The following is a 14,705-nucleotide window of genomic DNA, read 5'->3' as shown; positions in this document are numbered from 1 at the left end:
CCGAGCAGCTGCCAGACCGGCACGCCGAGCGCCTTGCCCTTGATGTCCCAGCAGGCCATCTCCACGCACGCGATGCCGGACATGACGATCTCGCCCGCGCGTCCGTAGTCGCCGTACTTCATGCGACGGACCAGGTCCTCGGTGTCGAACGGGTCCGAGCCGGCGATGTGGTTGGCCTCTGCCTCGCGCAGATAGCCGAGCAGGGCATCGGTATGACCCAGCATCCGGGTCTCGCCGACGCCCGTGAGGCCCTCGTCGGTATGAACCCGGACATAGGTGAGGTTGCGCCAGGGGGTGCCGACGACATGAGTGGTGATTCCCGTGATGCGCACGGCAGGTGCTCCCCGTCTCGTTCGAGATTTCGCCACATGATCGAAATGTTGGCGTGACCGTAAACAGCGCCTCGCCGGGTGTCAATGGCCGCGCACGACCATTGCCGCGCGTACAACCGTGTGGTTAGCCTGTGTTCGCCATACCGATCACTGATCGGGGTTACGAACGAAGAGGGCTGGGTGGACGGCATGGGGCGTCTCGTTCCCGCGGTGACCAGGGCATTCGACATCCTGGAACTGTTCCTGCAGGGCGACGGATCACTCTCCGCCCCCGAGATCACCCGCAAACTCCAGCTCCCGCGCACCACCACGCACGAACTGCTCACCACCCTCGCCGCGCGCAACTACCTGACGCCGGTGCCGCAGCAGCCGGGCCGCTACCGGCTCGGCGTACGCACCTACCAGCTCGGCAGCCGCTACGCCGAACAGCTCGATCTCGCCGCCGAAGGGCAGGCCGTCGCCCGCGAGATCGCCGACACCTGCGACGAGACCGTACACGTCGCCCTCCTGGAAGACCTGGACGTCATCTACATCGCCAAGGTCGACTCCACCCACGCCGTCCGCATGGTCTCCGCCGCGGGCCGCCGCCTCCCCGCCCACTGCACGGCGGTCGGCAAACTGCTGCTCGCCCACCTCCCCGAGGAGGAGTTCGACGCCCGCGTCGACGGCCGCGAGCTGACCCGTATGACACCCCACAGCATCACCGACCCCGACGCCCTGCGGACCGCCCTGGCCTCGATCCGCGCCCGGGGCACCGCCACCGAGCACCGCGAGTCCAACCCCGACGTCAGCTGCGTCGCCGCACCCGTCCGGGACAGCTCCGGCCGGGTCGTCGCCGCCCTGTCCGTCTCCGTGCCCGTGATCCGGTGGAGCGAGGAGCGCGAGCGCGAACTGGCCGCGCTCGCCGCGAAGGGCGCGGGCGACCTGTCGCTCCGGCTCGGCCACCGGACCGCCCGATGACCCCGGTGACCCCGGAGATCGCCGTACGGGAGAACGCCGAGCTCGGCGAAGGGCCCACCTGGGACCCGGCCGGAGCCCGGCTGATCTGGGTCGACATCCTGGGCCGCCGCCTGCACTCCTACGAGCCGGACAGCGGCCGTCGCTCCGTCACCGCCGTCGACCAGCACATCGGTGCGGCCAAACCCCGGGCGGGCGGCGGCCTGGTGGCCAACCTGAGGGACGGCATCGGGCTGTACGCACCCGACGGCGCGTTCTCCTGGCTGCGCCACGACCCCGTGCCGGGCCGCCGGGGCAACGACGCGGCCGTCGCTCCCGACGGCAGCCTGTGGGCGGGCACCATGCGCTACGACGAGGCACCCGGCGGTGGGGACCTCGTCCGCGTGGCACCCGACGGCACGGCCACCACGCTCCTCGACCCCGTCACGATCAGCAACGGCATCGGATGGGCCCCCGATGCCGCCCTCACGTACTACATCGACACCCCCACCCGACGGATCGACATCCTGCGCGTCGAGGACGGACGGGTCGTCGAACGCCGGGAGTTCGCCACCGTCGAGCCGGGCGCCGGCTTCCCCGACGGGCTCGCCGTCGACGCCGAGGGCTGCGTCTGGGTCGCCCTCTGGGACGGCGGACAGCTCCGCCGCTACACCCCGCACGGCGCACTCGACCGCACCGTCCACCTGCCGGTACCGCGCCCCACGGCGTGCGCCTTCGGCGGCCCCGGTCTGCGCGACCTCTACATCACGACCGCCCGCACCGGCCTCACCGACCCGTCCCCGCTGTCCGGATCCCTCCTCGTCCTGCCGGACGCCGGCCAGGGACTGCCCGGCACGCCCTTCGCGGGCTGACCGTCGCCGACGGAGCCGTCTGGACACGCCGCTGAGCTGCCGCTTAGGGTCGGGGCCCAGGCGTCGGGCAGGCACCGTCGTCGCGCCCGGAAACTGCCGCGGAGAAGTGAATGGTCACCCTCGCCGATGTCGCCCGCCACGCCGGAGTGTCGGCCAGCACGGTCAGCTACGTGCTCAGCGGCAAGCGGTCCATCTCCGCGACCACCCGCGAACGCATCCAGCGCAGCATCGAGGAACTGGGCTACCGGCCGCACGCCGGCGCCCGCGCCCTGGCCAGTAGCCGGACCCAGATCCTCGCCCTGATGATGCCGCTGCGCACCGACCTGTATCTGCCGGTGATGATGGAGATCGCCATGGCCGTCACCACCACGGCCCGCGCGCACGGCTACGACGTCCTGCTCCTCACCGGCGAGGAGGGGCCGGAGGCCGTCCGCCGGGTCGAGGGGAGCGCCCTCGCCGACGCCATGATCGTGATGGATGTGGAACTCGACGACCCCCGGCTGCCCTACCTGCGGCAGGCCGAACGGCCCGCCGTGCTCGTCGGACTGCCCGCCGACACCACCGGACTGAACTGCGTCGACCTCGACTTCGAGGCCGCCGGCGCCCGCTGCGTGGACCACCTCGCCGCGCTCGGTCACCGCCAGATCGCGGTGCTCGGCGAACCGCCCGCCGTCTACGCCCGGGGCACCGGCTTCGCGGAGCGCACCCTGACCGGGCTGCGCGCGGCGGCGGCCGAGCACGACGCCGGCCTGCTCCACCGCCCCTGCGACGGCACGTACGCCGCGGTCGCCGCCACCCTCGGCCGGATCTTCGAGGAACGCCCCGCCACCTCCGCCCTCGTCGTGCAGAACGAGGCCGCCGTGGAACCCCTCCTCGCCGTGCTGCGCCAGCGGGGCCTCGCCGTACCCGAGGACGTCTCCGTCGTCGCCGTCTGCGCCACCCAGGTGGCCGCCCAGGCCTCCGTACCCCTCACCGCCGTCGGCATCCCCGCCCAGGAGATGGGGCGGCGCGCGGTCGAACGCCTCGTCGCCCACCTCGACGGCCAGGAGCCCCCCGGCACCGTAATGATCGCCCCGGATCTGACCGTCCGGAGCAGCTCGGGCCCGGCCGCCGCCACCCCGCCGCCCGGTCGCACCGATGGAGCACGCCGTGGGCATAGCCGTCGATGACTCCGCCACGGAGTTCCACGACTTCTTCGAGCGCCACTACGCCGAACTCGCCCGGCTGGCCCACATGCTGACCGGAGAGGCGGACGGCGCCGACGACCTGGCGGCCGACGCGATGGTCGCCCTCTGGCACCGCTGGGACCGGGTGCGCTCCGCGGACCATCCCGTCGCCTACGCCCGGGGCGTCGTCGCCAACCTCGCCCGCAGCCGCATCCGGGGCGCCGTACGGGAGCGCCGCCGCGTCGCGCTCTTCTGGGACCGGCGCTCCGAACGCGTCGACGACCCGGACGTACCCGTCGTCGTCGACGTCCAGACCGCGCTGCGCGCCCTGCCGTTCCGCAAGCGCGCCTGTGTCGTCCTGCGTCACGCCTTCGACCTGTCGGAACGGGACACCGCGCTCGCCCTCGGAATCTCGGTCGGTACGGTCAAGAGCCAGACGTCCAAGGGCATGGCGGAACTGCAGTCGCTGCTCGGACCGCGGGCCGCCGGCGAACTGCTCGGAGGGAGGAAGTGATGGACGACGCCCTGCTGCGCCGCCAGTTGCGTGAGGCGGCCGACGCCCACCGGCCCGACCGCGCCCGTATCCTCGCCCGTGTCGAACGCGGCATGGCGGAGCCGCCCCCCGTCACCGCCCGCCGCCGGCGACCGACGAGCCGTTGGGCGAGGACCGTCGCGGTGGCGTGCGCCGTCGCGGGCGTCCTCACCCTCGGCGCGGTCACCGCGACCGTCCTCCACCGCGGCCCCGCCCCGGCCGCCACGGCCTCGGCGCCGCACGCGCTCCGGGCCGTCGGCACGATCGATCCCGGCAGCAACCGCTGGTGGGCGCAGAGCAACGTCACCGTCACCGCGTCCGCCCCGCTGAGCTCCCTCGTCGTGGAACTCCGCATCGCCCGGACCGGCGGTATCGCGAGCACCGGCCACTGGCGCACCCGCCCCGCCCAGGACTTCACGGTCTCGGTACGGGAGGAGTCCACGGCCCTCGTCTACCGCTGGACCCTCGCACCGGGCCGCACGGTCCCACCCGGCAGCCATGTCTTCGCCGGCCAGTACAACCACGCGGAGGGCCCCCGGGACGCCTCCGGGGACGCGTACACGATCACGGCCACGGACGCCCACGGCGAACAGAGCACCGTACGCGGCGACTTCACGCCCTCCTCCTAGGGGCAGGCGGGGGAGGGGCTCCAGTCGGCGAGGTAGACCGCCTTGGTCGCCGACCCGGCTTCCGCCGCGGTGAGTTGGGGACGGTTCTCCGGCACCGGGATCCGCGCGCCGGGGCCGGTGTTGCGGTACTCGGCGAAGCGCTGGGCCTGCCACGGGAAGGCCTCCCGCATGTTCGCGTACGGCGCGGCGGCGTCGATCCCGGGGCCGAGCACACTGTCGCGTACGACCAGGGACGGCCAGGCGGTCGTGTCCGAGCTGGGCACCCATGGACGGGCCAGCTTGTAGTAGCCGTCCGGCGCCTCGCTGGTCACCCGGCAGCGGACGGCCAGATAGCCGTACGGATTGGCACCGGCGGTGGACGGGGCGAAGACGAAGCCGTGCGGGGCGGACGCGAGGTCGGTGCGCAGCAGCGTACGGAAGTGGCAGTGCTCGAAGACGGCGGTCGCCCGGCCGAAGACGAAGTCGACGTCGCCCTCGACGTAGCAGTGCGCGAAATACTGGCGGGCGAAGGCGGCCTGGGCCGTCGAGTCGGCGTACAGCGTGTCCTGATGGCCGAGGAAACGGCAGTGGAAGAAGGCGGACCGGTCGCCCTGGACCTTGATGGCGACCGCCTGCGTGCCGGGGTTCCCGGGCAGGTCCGTGCGGAGGAAGTCGTTGGCGAAGGTGACCCATCGGGCGGTGAAGCCGTCCGCCTGGACGGTGGTGGTCGCCGAGCCGCTCGTGCCGTAGGTACCGCCGCCGGGACGGGGCGTACCGGCCGCGTTGTCGTACACGACGACGACATCGCGCGGATCCTCGCTCGCGCCGATCCAGGTCATCCCCGTGCGGGCCGGGCTGACGGCGACGGTCTCCCGGTAGGTGCCGGGGGCGATCACCAGCGTCCAGCCGGTGCCGCTCGCCGCGCTCACCGCCGCCTGGACGCTGGTGTGGTCGCCGAGGCCGCCCGGGTGGACGTACAGGGTGCGCGCGTCGCGCCGGGCGGCGGGCGATCCGAACCGGCCGAACGGGCCGAACGGACCGGGGGTCCTCGCCGCCGACGGTGCGGCGGCGAGCCCGACGGACAGGGCGGCGCCGGCGCCCGCGGCGAGCAGGGCGCGGCGCCCGACCGGAAGGTGTGATGGAGTCATGACAAAGATCCTTCGCTGGGGAGAGGTGCGGAGGGCGGGGCGGGGAGGGGGAGGCGGGGACGGACGTCCCCGCCTCCCCCTCCGGAACGTCAGCGCAGCCGGCCCGCGCCCGCGCGATGGCCGACCAGGCCCGGCACGGCCTGCGGGACGTCGACCCGGCCGCGCAGCACCGGCGTCCAGCCGGCGCCGTCACGCAGGAACTCGCCCGGGAACTCGGCGTTGTGGACCGCGAGCAGGTCGACGGACCGACCGTTGACGAGGTTCCCCGCCGTCGTGACCGGGGCGTCCTTCCACTTCTTCAGGATCTTCCCGGCGGGCACGCCCGCCGGGAGCGTGAACGCGTTCTTCTCGGCGACGAGCTGGGACTCCTGCCCGATGCCGAGGCTGTACGCGTACCCCGAACTCGGCACCACGAAGTGGTTGTTGTACGCGTCCACCTTGCCGAAGCGCACCCGGGGAGCGCGCTCGATCACGTTCCGGAAGAGGTTGTGGTGCAAGGTGACCCGCAGCTTGCCCCGGTCGGTCGCGCCCGCGCTGTCGCTGTTGCCGATCATCAGCGTCTTGTCGTGGTCGGCGAAGACGTTCCACGAGGCGGTGACGAGGTCCGCGCCGCGCACGATGTCCAGTTCACCGTCGTGCTGCTGGTAGATCTCGCCGAAGTACGAGGGCAGCGAGCTGTCCGGGTGGGCGCCGTCCGTGAACGTGTTGTGGTCGATCCACACATGGCTGGAGCCGTATACGACCATGCTGTCGTACTCGGAGTTCCACGCCCCCGTCGCGCCGTCCGTCGGGTCCCACTGCGGGAAGCAGTCGAGCGGGCTCTCCACAGTCAGATTGCGGACGATGACGTTGTCGACGCCCTGGATCTGCAGGCTGCCGCCGGTGATGCCGGCGTTCCCGCCGACCCCGATGACGGTGGTGTTGGCGGGGACGTACGCCTTGATCGCCTTGCCCTGGGCCGTGGCGGAGGCCGCCCGCAGGTCCTCCTGAGGGCCGCTGACCTCCTTCTCGTAGCCCCAGACCGCCGGGTCGTAGTCGGCGAGGTACCGGTCGAAGTCGTAGCCGGGGGCCTCGAAGGCCGCGCAGCCCGCGGCCGTGGCGTTCAGCGTGCCGACGACCTTGACGATCCTGGGCTCGGTGCCCTCGACGGCGAGCGCCGCGCGGAACTCCTCCCAGGTCGTCACGGTGAAGACGCGGGAGGCGTCGGCCGCCGACCCGCCACTCGTACCCGTACCGTCCGACCCCCAGCCGTCACCGGCCGGCAGGGTCCGGCGGGCCGGGTCCGGTACGGCGTGGGCGGCGTCGGCCGCCGCGGTGGGAGCGGTGACGCTCAGGACGAGCGCGGTGGCGCCCACCGCCCACAGACGCGTGTGTCTCATGCTCGGTTCTCCTCGGATGCGGGCCAGGTGATCCACCGCGTGGGGATCTCGTCGTCGAGCCGGCGCGTGTCGCTCGGCGCGAGGACGCGGGTGTGCAGCAGCTCGGCCGCGACCAGCCGTGCCACGGCGATCGCGCCCGGCGGGTTGAAATGCGTGTTGTCCTGCTCGGTCGGCGTCCAGTTGAAGTACGCCTTCGTCGTCTCCGGGCCGAGCTTCTGCCACAGCGCCAGGGAGAGTTCCTGGACGTCGAGGAGGGCGAGACCCTCCTCCCGGGCCACCTCCCGCATCGAGGCCGGGTACTCGCCGAGGGTCCTCAGGGCCGTGCCGTTCGCGTCGAACTTCCGCCGCTCGACGGAGGTGGCGAGCACGGGCACCGCGCCGCGTTCCCGCGCGCCGGCGATGTACCGGCGCAGATTGTCCTGGTAGCCGGTCCAGGGCTCGGTGTAGCGGGTCGGGTCGGTGATCTTCTGGTCGTTGTGACCGAACTGGATCAACAGGAGGTCGCCGGGCCGGATCCTCTCCAGGATCGCGTCCAGACGGCCCTCGTCGAGGAAGCTCTTCGTGCTGCGGCCGTTGATCGCGTGGTTGGCGACCGCGACGTCCTGGTGGAGGAAGAAGGGGAGCGCCATGCCCCACCCGGTCTCGGGCGCGGCGTCGGCGTACTTCTGGGCGGCGGTGGAGTCACCGGCGATGTACAGGGTGCGCATGCCGTGGTGTCCTCGGGGGGAAGCCGCCGCGGCGGGGGCCGCGGCCAGGGCGAGCGCGAGGCCCGCCCCGGCCGCGACCACCTGACGGCGGGATGGTCCGGTCGTCACTTCTTCTGCGACTTCCACTCGGCCTGCGCCGTGTTGAGCTGCTCGGCCAGGCTGTCCAGGAACTCCTTTGCGCTGGACTTGCCGAGCAGCACCTTCTGGAAGGCGGGCTCGTTGTCGGCCTTGGAGATGGTGTTCCAGTCGGGCAGGTAGTAGGGCAGCTGCACGATCTTCGCCTGGCCGCTGAACAGCACCTCGGCGGCGAGCTTGGTGGGCTCGGCCTTCTGGATCCAGGCGTCCTTCGCCGCCTCGGTGTTGGCCGGGATGGCGCCGGCCGACTCGTTCCACTTGCTGTTGGACTGGTGCGAGGCGGCGAACTCGATGAACTTCCAGGCCGCGGCCTTGTTCTTGCTGGAGGAGAACAGCCCGAGGCCGTCGACCGGGTTGGAGACCTGGACCCGGGTGCCGTCATCCGTCGTCGGGTTCGGGATGCCGCGGAACTTCTCGGTGCCCAGGGCCTTCACATGGTCCTTGTAGGAACCCAGGTTGTGGTTGAGCATGCCGATCTCGCCGCTGTCCCACTGGGCGACCATCTTGGTGAAGTCGTTGTTGACGTCGGCCGCCGGGGTGGTCCTCTTGAAGAGACCCACGTACTTCTCCAGGGCCTCCACGTTCTTCGGGTCGTTGACCGTGGTCTTGTCGCCGTTCCAGAAGCTGGTGATGCCGCTCTGGCCGTACATGGCGTCGAGGGCCTGGGCGATGGAGCCCGAGCCGCCGCGAATGGTGTAGCCGAACCGGTTCTTGTCCTTGGCGGTCAGCTTGTCGGCCGCCGTGTAGAACTTCGACCAGGTGGTGGGCTCCTCCAGACCGGCCGCCTTGAACAGGTCGGTGCGGTAGTAGAGGACGCCGTTGCTCGCCGAGGTGGGAACGGTGAACAGCTTGCCCTGCCCGCCGGCCGACTTCACGCTCTCGACCATGCCCGCGTTCAGCTTGCCCTTCAGCGCGCTGGACTCGAGGCGCGCGTCGAGGGGCTCCAGAGCGTTCTGCGCGGCGATGCCGGCGAGCATCGCGGCCCCGACGCCGCCGACGTCCGGCAGGCCGCCGCCCTGGATGGCGGTGTCGTACTTCGACTGCACCTCGGTGGAGGCGATGCCGACGTACGTGACCTTGATGTCGGGGTTCGCCTTCTCGAAGTCCTTGATGATCTCCTTCCAGACGTCGGTGCGGACACCGCCGTTGTTGTCCCAGAAGGTGATCTCTCCCTTGCCCGAGCCCTCGTTGCCCTTGTCGCCTGCGGCGCCGCTGCCGTCGTCGCCGCAGGCGGTGACGGTCAGCGCGAGGACGGTGGTCAGGGCGAGGGCGGCGGCGGCTCTGCGCCGTCCGCTGCGGAAGATGGTCATCGTCGGCTCTCTTCTCTCGGGGGGATCTCACTCGGGGTGATACGGAAGGTGGTGAAGACGGCCGTTCCGGCGGGGCCCGTGCCCGTCGGAGCGGCGGCGAACAGGCCGAGCAGGGCGCCGACCCAGCGCCAGGGGGTGGCGGCGAAGACCTGGCCGGAGGGGGTGAACCCGCCGGCCGCGCCGCCCGTCCCGCCTACGTCGCCGGTGCCGGCCGTGTCGCTCGTGCCGGCCGCGTCGCTCGTGCGGTACGAGAAGCGGCAGCGGGCCCCCGCGCCGATCTCGATCCTCAGCCGGGCCCGTCCCTCGGGGGCGGGCCGCGCAGCGGCCGCGTCCCGTTCCCGGTCGGCCGAGACGGGGGCGAACCGGTGCACCAGCCGGACGGCGCCGTCCGTCCCGCGCTCGAGCCCGATCCAGGTGTACGCGTCGCCGAGCACCGCGAGCCCCGCGCGGGCGCCCGGCTCCTCGCTGTCGAGCCGCAGCTCGACCTCGACGGTGCACGGATGGGCGGGCAGCCGCTGGGTGAGGACGTGCGGGAGCGCGCGCAGATCGTCGGCGTCCTCCGCGCGGCCGCAGTTCAGCCGCAGCCCGTCGGCGGAGTGCTGGGTCGTCCACCCCTCCCTCGGGTTGGCCGTCCACTGCCACTGGCGCCCGAACCGGCCACCGGGGAAGTCGTCGTCGGTCGCGGGAGCGGACGGCGACTGCCGGGGCAGCGCCGGCTTCGGATGGACGAGGACCGGGGCGCCCTCGTCGCCGAGCACCGGCCAGCCCTCGTCGTCCCAGCGCATCGGCTGCAGATGGACCACCCGGCCGTACGCCCCGCGCTGCTGGAAGTGCAGGAACCAGTCCTCGCCCGGCCCGGTGCGCACCCAGGCGCCCTGGTGCGGCCCGTTGACGTCCGTCCCGCCCTGCTCCAGGACGACCCGCTCCTCGTACGGTCCGAAGAAGCCACGCGACCGGAAGGCGCCCTGCCAGCCCGTGGCCACGCCGCCCGCGGGGGCGAGGATCCAGAACCAGCCGTCGTGCCGGTACGCCTTCGGACCTTCGAGGGTGAACCAGCCCGGGACGCGGTCCGCGTCGACGATCGTCTTCCCCTCGTCGAGGAGCTCCGTGCCGTCGGCGCTCATCCGGTGACCGGTCAGCCGGTTGTTGACCCCCGAGCGGGACTTGGCCCAGGCGTGCACGAGGTACGCCTCGCCGGTCTCCTCGTCCCACAGCGGACACGGATCGATCAGACCCCGGCCCGCCTTCACCAGGTGGGGGGTGCTCCATCCTCCGCGTACGGAGGTCGAGTTGGTCTGCCAGATGCCGTGGTCGGGGTCGCCCCAGAAGATCCAGAACCGGCCGTCGTGGTGGCGCAGCGACGGAGCCCACACGCCCCCGTCGTGCCGCGGCGAGGCGTAGGACGCCTCCGGCAGCAGACGCTCCAGGGCGTGCCCGACGAGTCGCCAGTTGACGAGGTCGCGCGAGTGGAGGAGCGGAAGGCCCGGCGCCCGGCCGAAGCTGGAGGCGGTCAGGTAGTAGTCCTCGCCGACCCGCACCACGTCCGGGTCCGACCAGTCGGCGGCCAGGACGGGGTTGCGGTACGTCCCGTCGCCCAGGTCCCCGGTGGGCCAGGTGCTCTCACGGCCCGTCATCCGGTCACCGCCTTGCGTACCAGCGCCGCGGCCGCGTCCCGGTCGAGCCGGCCGTCGGCGACGACGGTGACCACCCGGCGTACGACCGTCCCGCCGGCGGCGACGCGCAGCCGCTCGGCGGAGGCGAGCGAGGAGCCCACGCCCGGGTACTCGGCGGCGCGCACGAACCACGGGTCCCGCCGGGTCTCCTCGGTGGCCCCCGCGAAGACCAGCGTCCAGCCCTCGCCCGCGAGCGCGACCCAGTCGGCGCGGGCGCCGTGCACGGCCCGCTCGCCGTCCGCGTCGGCGCCGAAGACCTCGGGCGCCGCGCTCTCCAGCGGCGCCCGCCAGAAGAAGCCGCCGTAGGCCGCGCCCGGCCGGCCGTTGGTGGCCGGGCTGCCGAAGGACAGCTCCTCGTCCGTCGCGTTCGTCAGCGAGAAGGTGAGGTCCAGCGCCCAGGCGCCGTCCGTGAGCGGGACGGCGGCGACCGTGCGGTGCTCACGGAGCAGGACGCGCTCCCCGGCGACCCAGCTCAGCTCCTCCACGAATCCGTCCGGGTCACGGAGCTTGAAGCCCTCGTGCCGCTGGACGCCGTGGTTGTCGAGCGCGGTGGGCCCCTGGTCACGGACGAAGGTGCGACCGCCCCAGAAGTTGAATCCGGCCACATCCGGGACGGCGACCCCCGCACCGAGGTGGTGCGGATGGTCCTCCGGCAGCTGCTCGGTGACGGGGACGCCCGACAGGGTGGAGACGGGATGCAGATAGGGGCGGGGAGAGTGGTCGGGCGCCAGCTCGGGGCGCAGCACGTACCGGGCGACCGTATGGCCGGCGATACGCAGAACCATCGGGGAGTTCATCGGGAGTCCACCTTCGGGGTCAGGGCCCAGGGGGCACCGAGCTCGGAGTAGAGGCTGAGGGTGTCGGCACTCGCCGCGACCAGCCCGTCGACGCCGGGCACGACCCGGCGCGGCGCGCTCTCGCCCGGCTCGGTGCGCCATGCGTGGGCCGGGAGTTCGAGCGGGTCGGGCGCCAGCCGGACGGCCTCGACGACCCGCATGAACGCGCCGGTCGCCTCGGGCGGTACGAGCAGCTCGGTGCCGTCCGTGAGATGGGCGACGAGGTTCTCCAGGAGGTTGGTCAGCCCGTGGACCGACTCCTCCGGGCCGTGTCCGGCCCGCTGGAGCAGCACCCGGTCCTGCTTGTACCAGAAGGTGATCCGGCCTCGGCTGCCGTGCACGACGACGTACGGATCCGAGGGCCTCTCGGCGCAGAGCGTCGCGGCCACGCTGACCCGGGTGCCCCGTGCCGTGAGGACCCGGACGCACGAGGTGTCGTCGGACTCGATCGCGTTCGCCCGCAGCAGCTCCGTCTCGATGTGCTCGACGTCCTCGGCGCGCGTGCTGCCGTCCAGGGCGAGCGCGGTGGCGACGGCGTGGGCGAGCGGATTGGTCAGGGCGCCGTCGACGACGTCGACCCCGTGCAGGCGCCGCCGTCCCGCCCAGGGCGCGCGGCGGAAGTACGCCTCGTCCCGGCCCCAGGCGCCGGCCCCGCCGACCCCGAGGAGCTCCCCGATCGCGCCCTCCTCGACGAGCCGTCGTACGGCGGGCACGGCGTGCGAACCGAGCGACTGGAAGCCGATCTGGCAGGCCACCCCGGCGGCGGCCACCCCGTCGGCCATCCGCCGGAACTCGGCGAACGACGGCGCCGGAGGCTTCTCAAGCAGCAGATGCGCTCCGTGCCGGGCGGCGATCAGGGCCAGGTCGGTGTGGGTCTGGATCGGCGTGCACACGACCGCGATCCGGGCGCCCGTCGAGGCGAGCAGCGCGTCGAAGTCGGCGGACTGCTCGGGCGTACCGAAGCCGTCCAGCTCCTCCGCGTCGAGCGGCCGCAGTTCGCAGATCCCGGCGAGGCGGACGAGCCCCATCCGCTCCAGCCGGCGGATGTTGAGCAGGTGGGAGCGGCCGTGGCCGCGGGCGCCCGCGAGGACGACGGGGAAGGGGGTGGTCGGCGTGCTCAACCCTTCACCGCCCCGGCGCTGAACCCGGTGACGAGCCACTTCTGGATGAAGGCGAAGACGATCACGACGGGCAGAGCCGCGATGACACCGCCCGCGGCGAGCGCGCCCAGGTCGACGCTGTCCGCGCCCATCAGGGTGTTCAGGCCGACCGGGATCGTCTGCTTCTCCTGGCTGCTGAGGAACATCAGCGCGAACAGGAAGTGGTTCCAGGAGTGGACGAAGGCGAAGGAGCCGACGGCGACCAGGCCGGGGCGCAGCAGCGGCAGGACGACGATGCGGAACGCGGTGAAGCGGCTGCAGCCGTCGACCCAGGCGGCCTCCTCCAGCGAGTACGGCACGTTCTTGATGAACCCGCTGATCAGGATCATCGAAAGCGGGAGCTGGAAGACGGTCTCCGCGATGATGACGCTGCCCAGCGAGTTGATCATGCTGAGGTTGGCGAAGATCTGGAACAGCGGGACGAGCAGCAGCGCACCCGGCACGAACTGGGAGCACAGCAGGGCCAGCATGAAGCCCTTCTTGATCCGGAAGTCGAAGCGCGCCAGGGCGTAGCCGCCGGCCAGCGCGACGACCGTGGTCATCACCAGCGTCGCGAGGCCGATGAGCAGACTGTTCTCGAAGAACGTCGCGAAGCTGCGCTCGGTCCACACCTTCTCGAAGTGCTCCGTGGTCATCGGCCACGGCACGAGCGAGGTGGAGCCGGACGGGCGGAGCGCGAAGAGCAGGATCCAGTAGAAGGGGACGAGGGTGAAGACCAGATAGACACCGAGCGGCAGATAGATCTGCCAGCGCGGGACCTCGTCCCAGGCACGCCGGCGCTTGCGCGCGGCGCGGGAGGGCGGCTGCGGGGGCGGTGCGGCCTCGGCCAGGGGCCGGGCGGACGCCGTGGGGGTGTCCTGGACGATCACTTGCTCTCGCCTCCGAACTTGCTCAGGCGCAGATAGACCATCGAGCAGAAGAGAAGAATCACGAAGGCCACCGTCGTGAGGGCGGAGGCGTAGCCGAAGTTGTGGGCGTCGACACTGGTGTTGGCGATGTAGAGCGGGAGAGTCGTGGTCTCGCCCGCGGGTCCGCCGCCCGTCAGGGTGTACAGCAGGTCCACGTTGTTGAACTCCCACACCGCCCGCAGCAGGGTGGAGAGGATGATCGCGTCCTTGAGGTGCGGCAGCGTGATGTGGACGAACTGCCGCAGCCGGCCGGCCCCGTCGACCTCGGCCGCCTCGTACAGGTCCTTCGGCACGGACTGGAGGTCGGCGAGGATGAGGATCGCGAAGAACGGCACCCCGCGCCAGAGGTCGGCCACGACGACGGCGGGGAAGACGGTGGCCGTGTCGGAGAGCAGGGACGTGCCGTACTCCCCGATGCCCATGTCCGCGAGATAACGGGTGATGCCGGTCTGGGAGTTGTAGAGCAGCACCCAGATCGCCGAGGTCAGCACCCCGGACACGGCCCACGGCGAGAAGACCAGCGCACGCCCGAGCGCACGGCCGACGAACGTCTGATTGACGATCAGCGCGAGCGCGAGCCCGAACAGCAGCTGCAGCGTCACCTCGACGGCGACCCACTTCAGGCTGAAGGACAGCGTCCCCCAGAAGTGCGGGTCGTCGGTGAAGATCCGGGTGAAGTTGTCGAAGCCCGCGAAACCGTTCCGCCAGGGCTTGGTGGGGTTGTAGTGCTGCAGGCTGTAGTAGAAGACGCTGAGCACGGGGTAGGCGATGAAGCCCAGCATCAACAGCCCGGCGGGGGCGATCAGCAGGTACGGCAGACGGCGTGGTGTCGCACCCGTGCGGCGAGGGCCGCGTGCTGTGGGGGGCTGCTCGGGTGCCTGGGGCGGTGGGGTCACGGCTGTGGCCATGACGGCGGCTCCGTTCTCGGGCGCGAAGCGCTTCGCAGACGGTGTTCGAAATCTTGAACAGGTGGGACGGGGTCGGATCGGCCCGGCGGCCAGAG

14 protein-coding genes and 1 pseudogene are annotated in these 14,705 nt (G+C 72.0%); 5 read left to right on the top strand and 10 right to left on the bottom strand.

From position 1 onward, the window contains the following. Positions 1-332 (bottom strand): annotated as a pseudogene (locus ACFYV5_RS34545) (mandelate racemase/muconate lactonizing enzyme family protein); the annotation flags it as partial. 189 nt (positions 333-521) lie between these two features. On the opposite strand from ACFYV5_RS34545, the gene ACFYV5_RS34540 reads away from it, so the two are divergent. The 5 genes from ACFYV5_RS34540 (at position 522) to ACFYV5_RS34520 (ending at position 4,467) form a co-directional block, all read left to right on the top strand. Continuing rightward, positions 522-1,292, top strand: a complete 771-nt coding sequence (locus ACFYV5_RS34540; protein WP_389175441.1) for an IclR family transcriptional regulator — start codon at positions 522-524, stop codon at positions 1,290-1,292. Then, the gene (locus ACFYV5_RS34535; RefSeq protein ID WP_389175437.1) at positions 1,289-2,140 is read left to right on the top strand and encodes an SMP-30/gluconolactonase/LRE family protein; all 852 of its coding nucleotides are present in this window, start codon (positions 1,289-1,291) and stop codon (positions 2,138-2,140) included. Before ACFYV5_RS34540 ends, ACFYV5_RS34535 begins: the two co-directional genes overlap by 4 nt. A gap of 110 nt (positions 2,141-2,250) precedes the next feature. Beyond that, positions 2,251-3,309, top strand: coding sequence for a LacI family DNA-binding transcriptional regulator (locus ACFYV5_RS34530; RefSeq protein WP_389175434.1), 1,059 nt, complete (start codon positions 2,251-2,253; stop codon positions 3,307-3,309). After that, positions 3,290-3,820, top strand: coding sequence for a SigE family RNA polymerase sigma factor (locus tag ACFYV5_RS34525; protein ID WP_355114183.1), 531 nt, complete (start codon positions 3,290-3,292; stop codon positions 3,818-3,820). The genes ACFYV5_RS34530 and ACFYV5_RS34525 overlap by 20 nt, the downstream gene beginning before the upstream one ends. Beyond that, positions 3,820-4,467: a hypothetical protein gene (locus ACFYV5_RS34520; protein WP_389175430.1), complete on the top strand. Its 648-nt coding sequence runs from the start codon at positions 3,820-3,822 to the stop codon at positions 4,465-4,467. Before ACFYV5_RS34525 ends, ACFYV5_RS34520 begins: the two co-directional genes overlap by 1 nt. Here ACFYV5_RS34520 and ACFYV5_RS34515 read toward each other — a convergent pair. From ACFYV5_RS34515 to ACFYV5_RS34475, 9 genes are all read right to left on the bottom strand, one after another. Further along, on the bottom strand, positions 4,464-5,594 hold the full coding sequence (locus tag ACFYV5_RS34515; RefSeq protein ID WP_355114016.1) for a pectinesterase family protein: 1,131 nt from the start codon (positions 5,592-5,594) through the stop codon (positions 4,464-4,466). The genes ACFYV5_RS34520 and ACFYV5_RS34515 overlap by 4 nt on opposite strands. An 89-nt stretch (positions 5,595-5,683) precedes the next feature. Further along, a complete protein-coding gene (locus tag ACFYV5_RS34510; protein WP_389175426.1) occupies positions 5,684-6,973 on the bottom strand; it encodes a polysaccharide lyase family 1 protein in 1,290 nt (429 codons plus the stop codon). Then, positions 6,970-7,788, bottom strand: coding sequence for a rhamnogalacturonan acetylesterase (locus ACFYV5_RS34505; protein WP_389175423.1), 819 nt, complete (start codon positions 7,786-7,788; stop codon positions 6,970-6,972). The genes ACFYV5_RS34510 and ACFYV5_RS34505 overlap by 4 nt, the downstream gene beginning before the upstream one ends. Next, positions 7,785-9,125, bottom strand: coding sequence for an ABC transporter substrate-binding protein (locus ACFYV5_RS34500; RefSeq protein WP_389175420.1), 1,341 nt, complete (start codon positions 9,123-9,125; stop codon positions 7,785-7,787). Before ACFYV5_RS34500 ends, ACFYV5_RS34505 begins: the two co-directional genes overlap by 4 nt. After that, positions 9,122-10,759: a family 43 glycosylhydrolase gene (locus ACFYV5_RS34495; RefSeq protein WP_389175417.1), complete on the bottom strand. Its 1,638-nt coding sequence runs from the start codon at positions 10,757-10,759 to the stop codon at positions 9,122-9,124. The genes ACFYV5_RS34500 and ACFYV5_RS34495 overlap by 4 nt, the downstream gene beginning before the upstream one ends. Continuing rightward, positions 10,756-11,595, bottom strand: coding sequence for a PmoA family protein (locus tag ACFYV5_RS34490; RefSeq protein WP_389175414.1), 840 nt, complete (start codon positions 11,593-11,595; stop codon positions 10,756-10,758). Before ACFYV5_RS34490 ends, ACFYV5_RS34495 begins: the two co-directional genes overlap by 4 nt. Continuing rightward, a complete protein-coding gene (locus ACFYV5_RS34485) occupies positions 11,592-12,755 on the bottom strand; it encodes a Gfo/Idh/MocA family protein (protein WP_389175411.1) in 1,164 nt (387 codons plus the stop codon). The genes ACFYV5_RS34490 and ACFYV5_RS34485 overlap by 4 nt, the downstream gene beginning before the upstream one ends. Continuing rightward, positions 12,752-13,663 (bottom strand): carbohydrate ABC transporter permease, encoded by a 912-nt coding sequence (locus ACFYV5_RS34480; RefSeq protein WP_389175408.1) that lies wholly within the window; start codon positions 13,661-13,663, stop codon positions 12,752-12,754. Before ACFYV5_RS34480 ends, ACFYV5_RS34485 begins: the two co-directional genes overlap by 4 nt. After that, the gene (locus ACFYV5_RS34475; RefSeq protein WP_355114028.1) at positions 13,660-14,610 is read right to left on the bottom strand and encodes a sugar ABC transporter permease; all 951 of its coding nucleotides are present in this window, start codon (positions 14,608-14,610) and stop codon (positions 13,660-13,662) included. Before ACFYV5_RS34475 ends, ACFYV5_RS34480 begins: the two co-directional genes overlap by 4 nt. Positions 14,611-14,705 lie beyond the last annotated feature (95 nt).

This window comes from Streptomyces sp. NPDC003035, from assembly GCF_042888285.1.
In the GTDB taxonomy this organism is placed as follows: Bacteria; Actinomycetota; Actinomycetes; order Streptomycetales; family Streptomycetaceae; genus Streptomyces.
This window is presented reverse-complemented; position numbering and strand designations above follow the sequence as displayed.

What these genes read in the sequence shown, in the direction of transcription:
- ACFYV5_RS34540 (WP_389175441.1), top strand. Translation starts at nt 522, where the DNA reads ATGGGGCGTCTCGTTCCCGCGGTGACCAGGGCATTCGACATCCTGGAA.
- ACFYV5_RS34535 (WP_389175437.1), top strand. Translation starts at nt 1,289, where the DNA reads ATGACCCCGGTGACCCCGGAGATCGCCGTACGGGAGAACGCCGAGCTC.
- ACFYV5_RS34530 (WP_389175434.1), top strand. Translation starts at nt 2,251, where the DNA reads ATGGTCACCCTCGCCGATGTCGCCCGCCACGCCGGAGTGTCGGCCAGC.
- ACFYV5_RS34520 (WP_389175430.1), top strand. Translation starts at nt 3,820, where the DNA reads ATGGACGACGCCCTGCTGCGCCGCCAGTTGCGTGAGGCGGCCGACGCC.
- ACFYV5_RS34515 (WP_355114016.1), bottom strand. Translation starts at nt 5,594, where the DNA reads ATGACTCCATCACACCTTCCGGTCGGGCGCCGCGCCCTGCTCGCCGCG.
- ACFYV5_RS34510 (WP_389175426.1), bottom strand. Translation starts at nt 6,973, where the DNA reads ATGAGACACACGCGTCTGTGGGCGGTGGGCGCCACCGCGCTCGTCCTG.
- ACFYV5_RS34500 (WP_389175420.1), bottom strand. Translation starts at nt 9,125, where the DNA reads ATGACCATCTTCCGCAGCGGACGGCGCAGAGCCGCCGCCGCCCTCGCC.
- ACFYV5_RS34495 (WP_389175417.1), bottom strand. Translation starts at nt 10,759, where the DNA reads ATGACGGGCCGTGAGAGCACCTGGCCCACCGGGGACCTGGGCGACGGG.
- ACFYV5_RS34490 (WP_389175414.1), bottom strand. Translation starts at nt 11,595, where the DNA reads ATGAACTCCCCGATGGTTCTGCGTATCGCCGGCCATACGGTCGCCCGG.
- ACFYV5_RS34475 (WP_355114028.1), bottom strand. Translation starts at nt 14,610, where the DNA reads ATGGCCACAGCCGTGACCCCACCGCCCCAGGCACCCGAGCAGCCCCCC.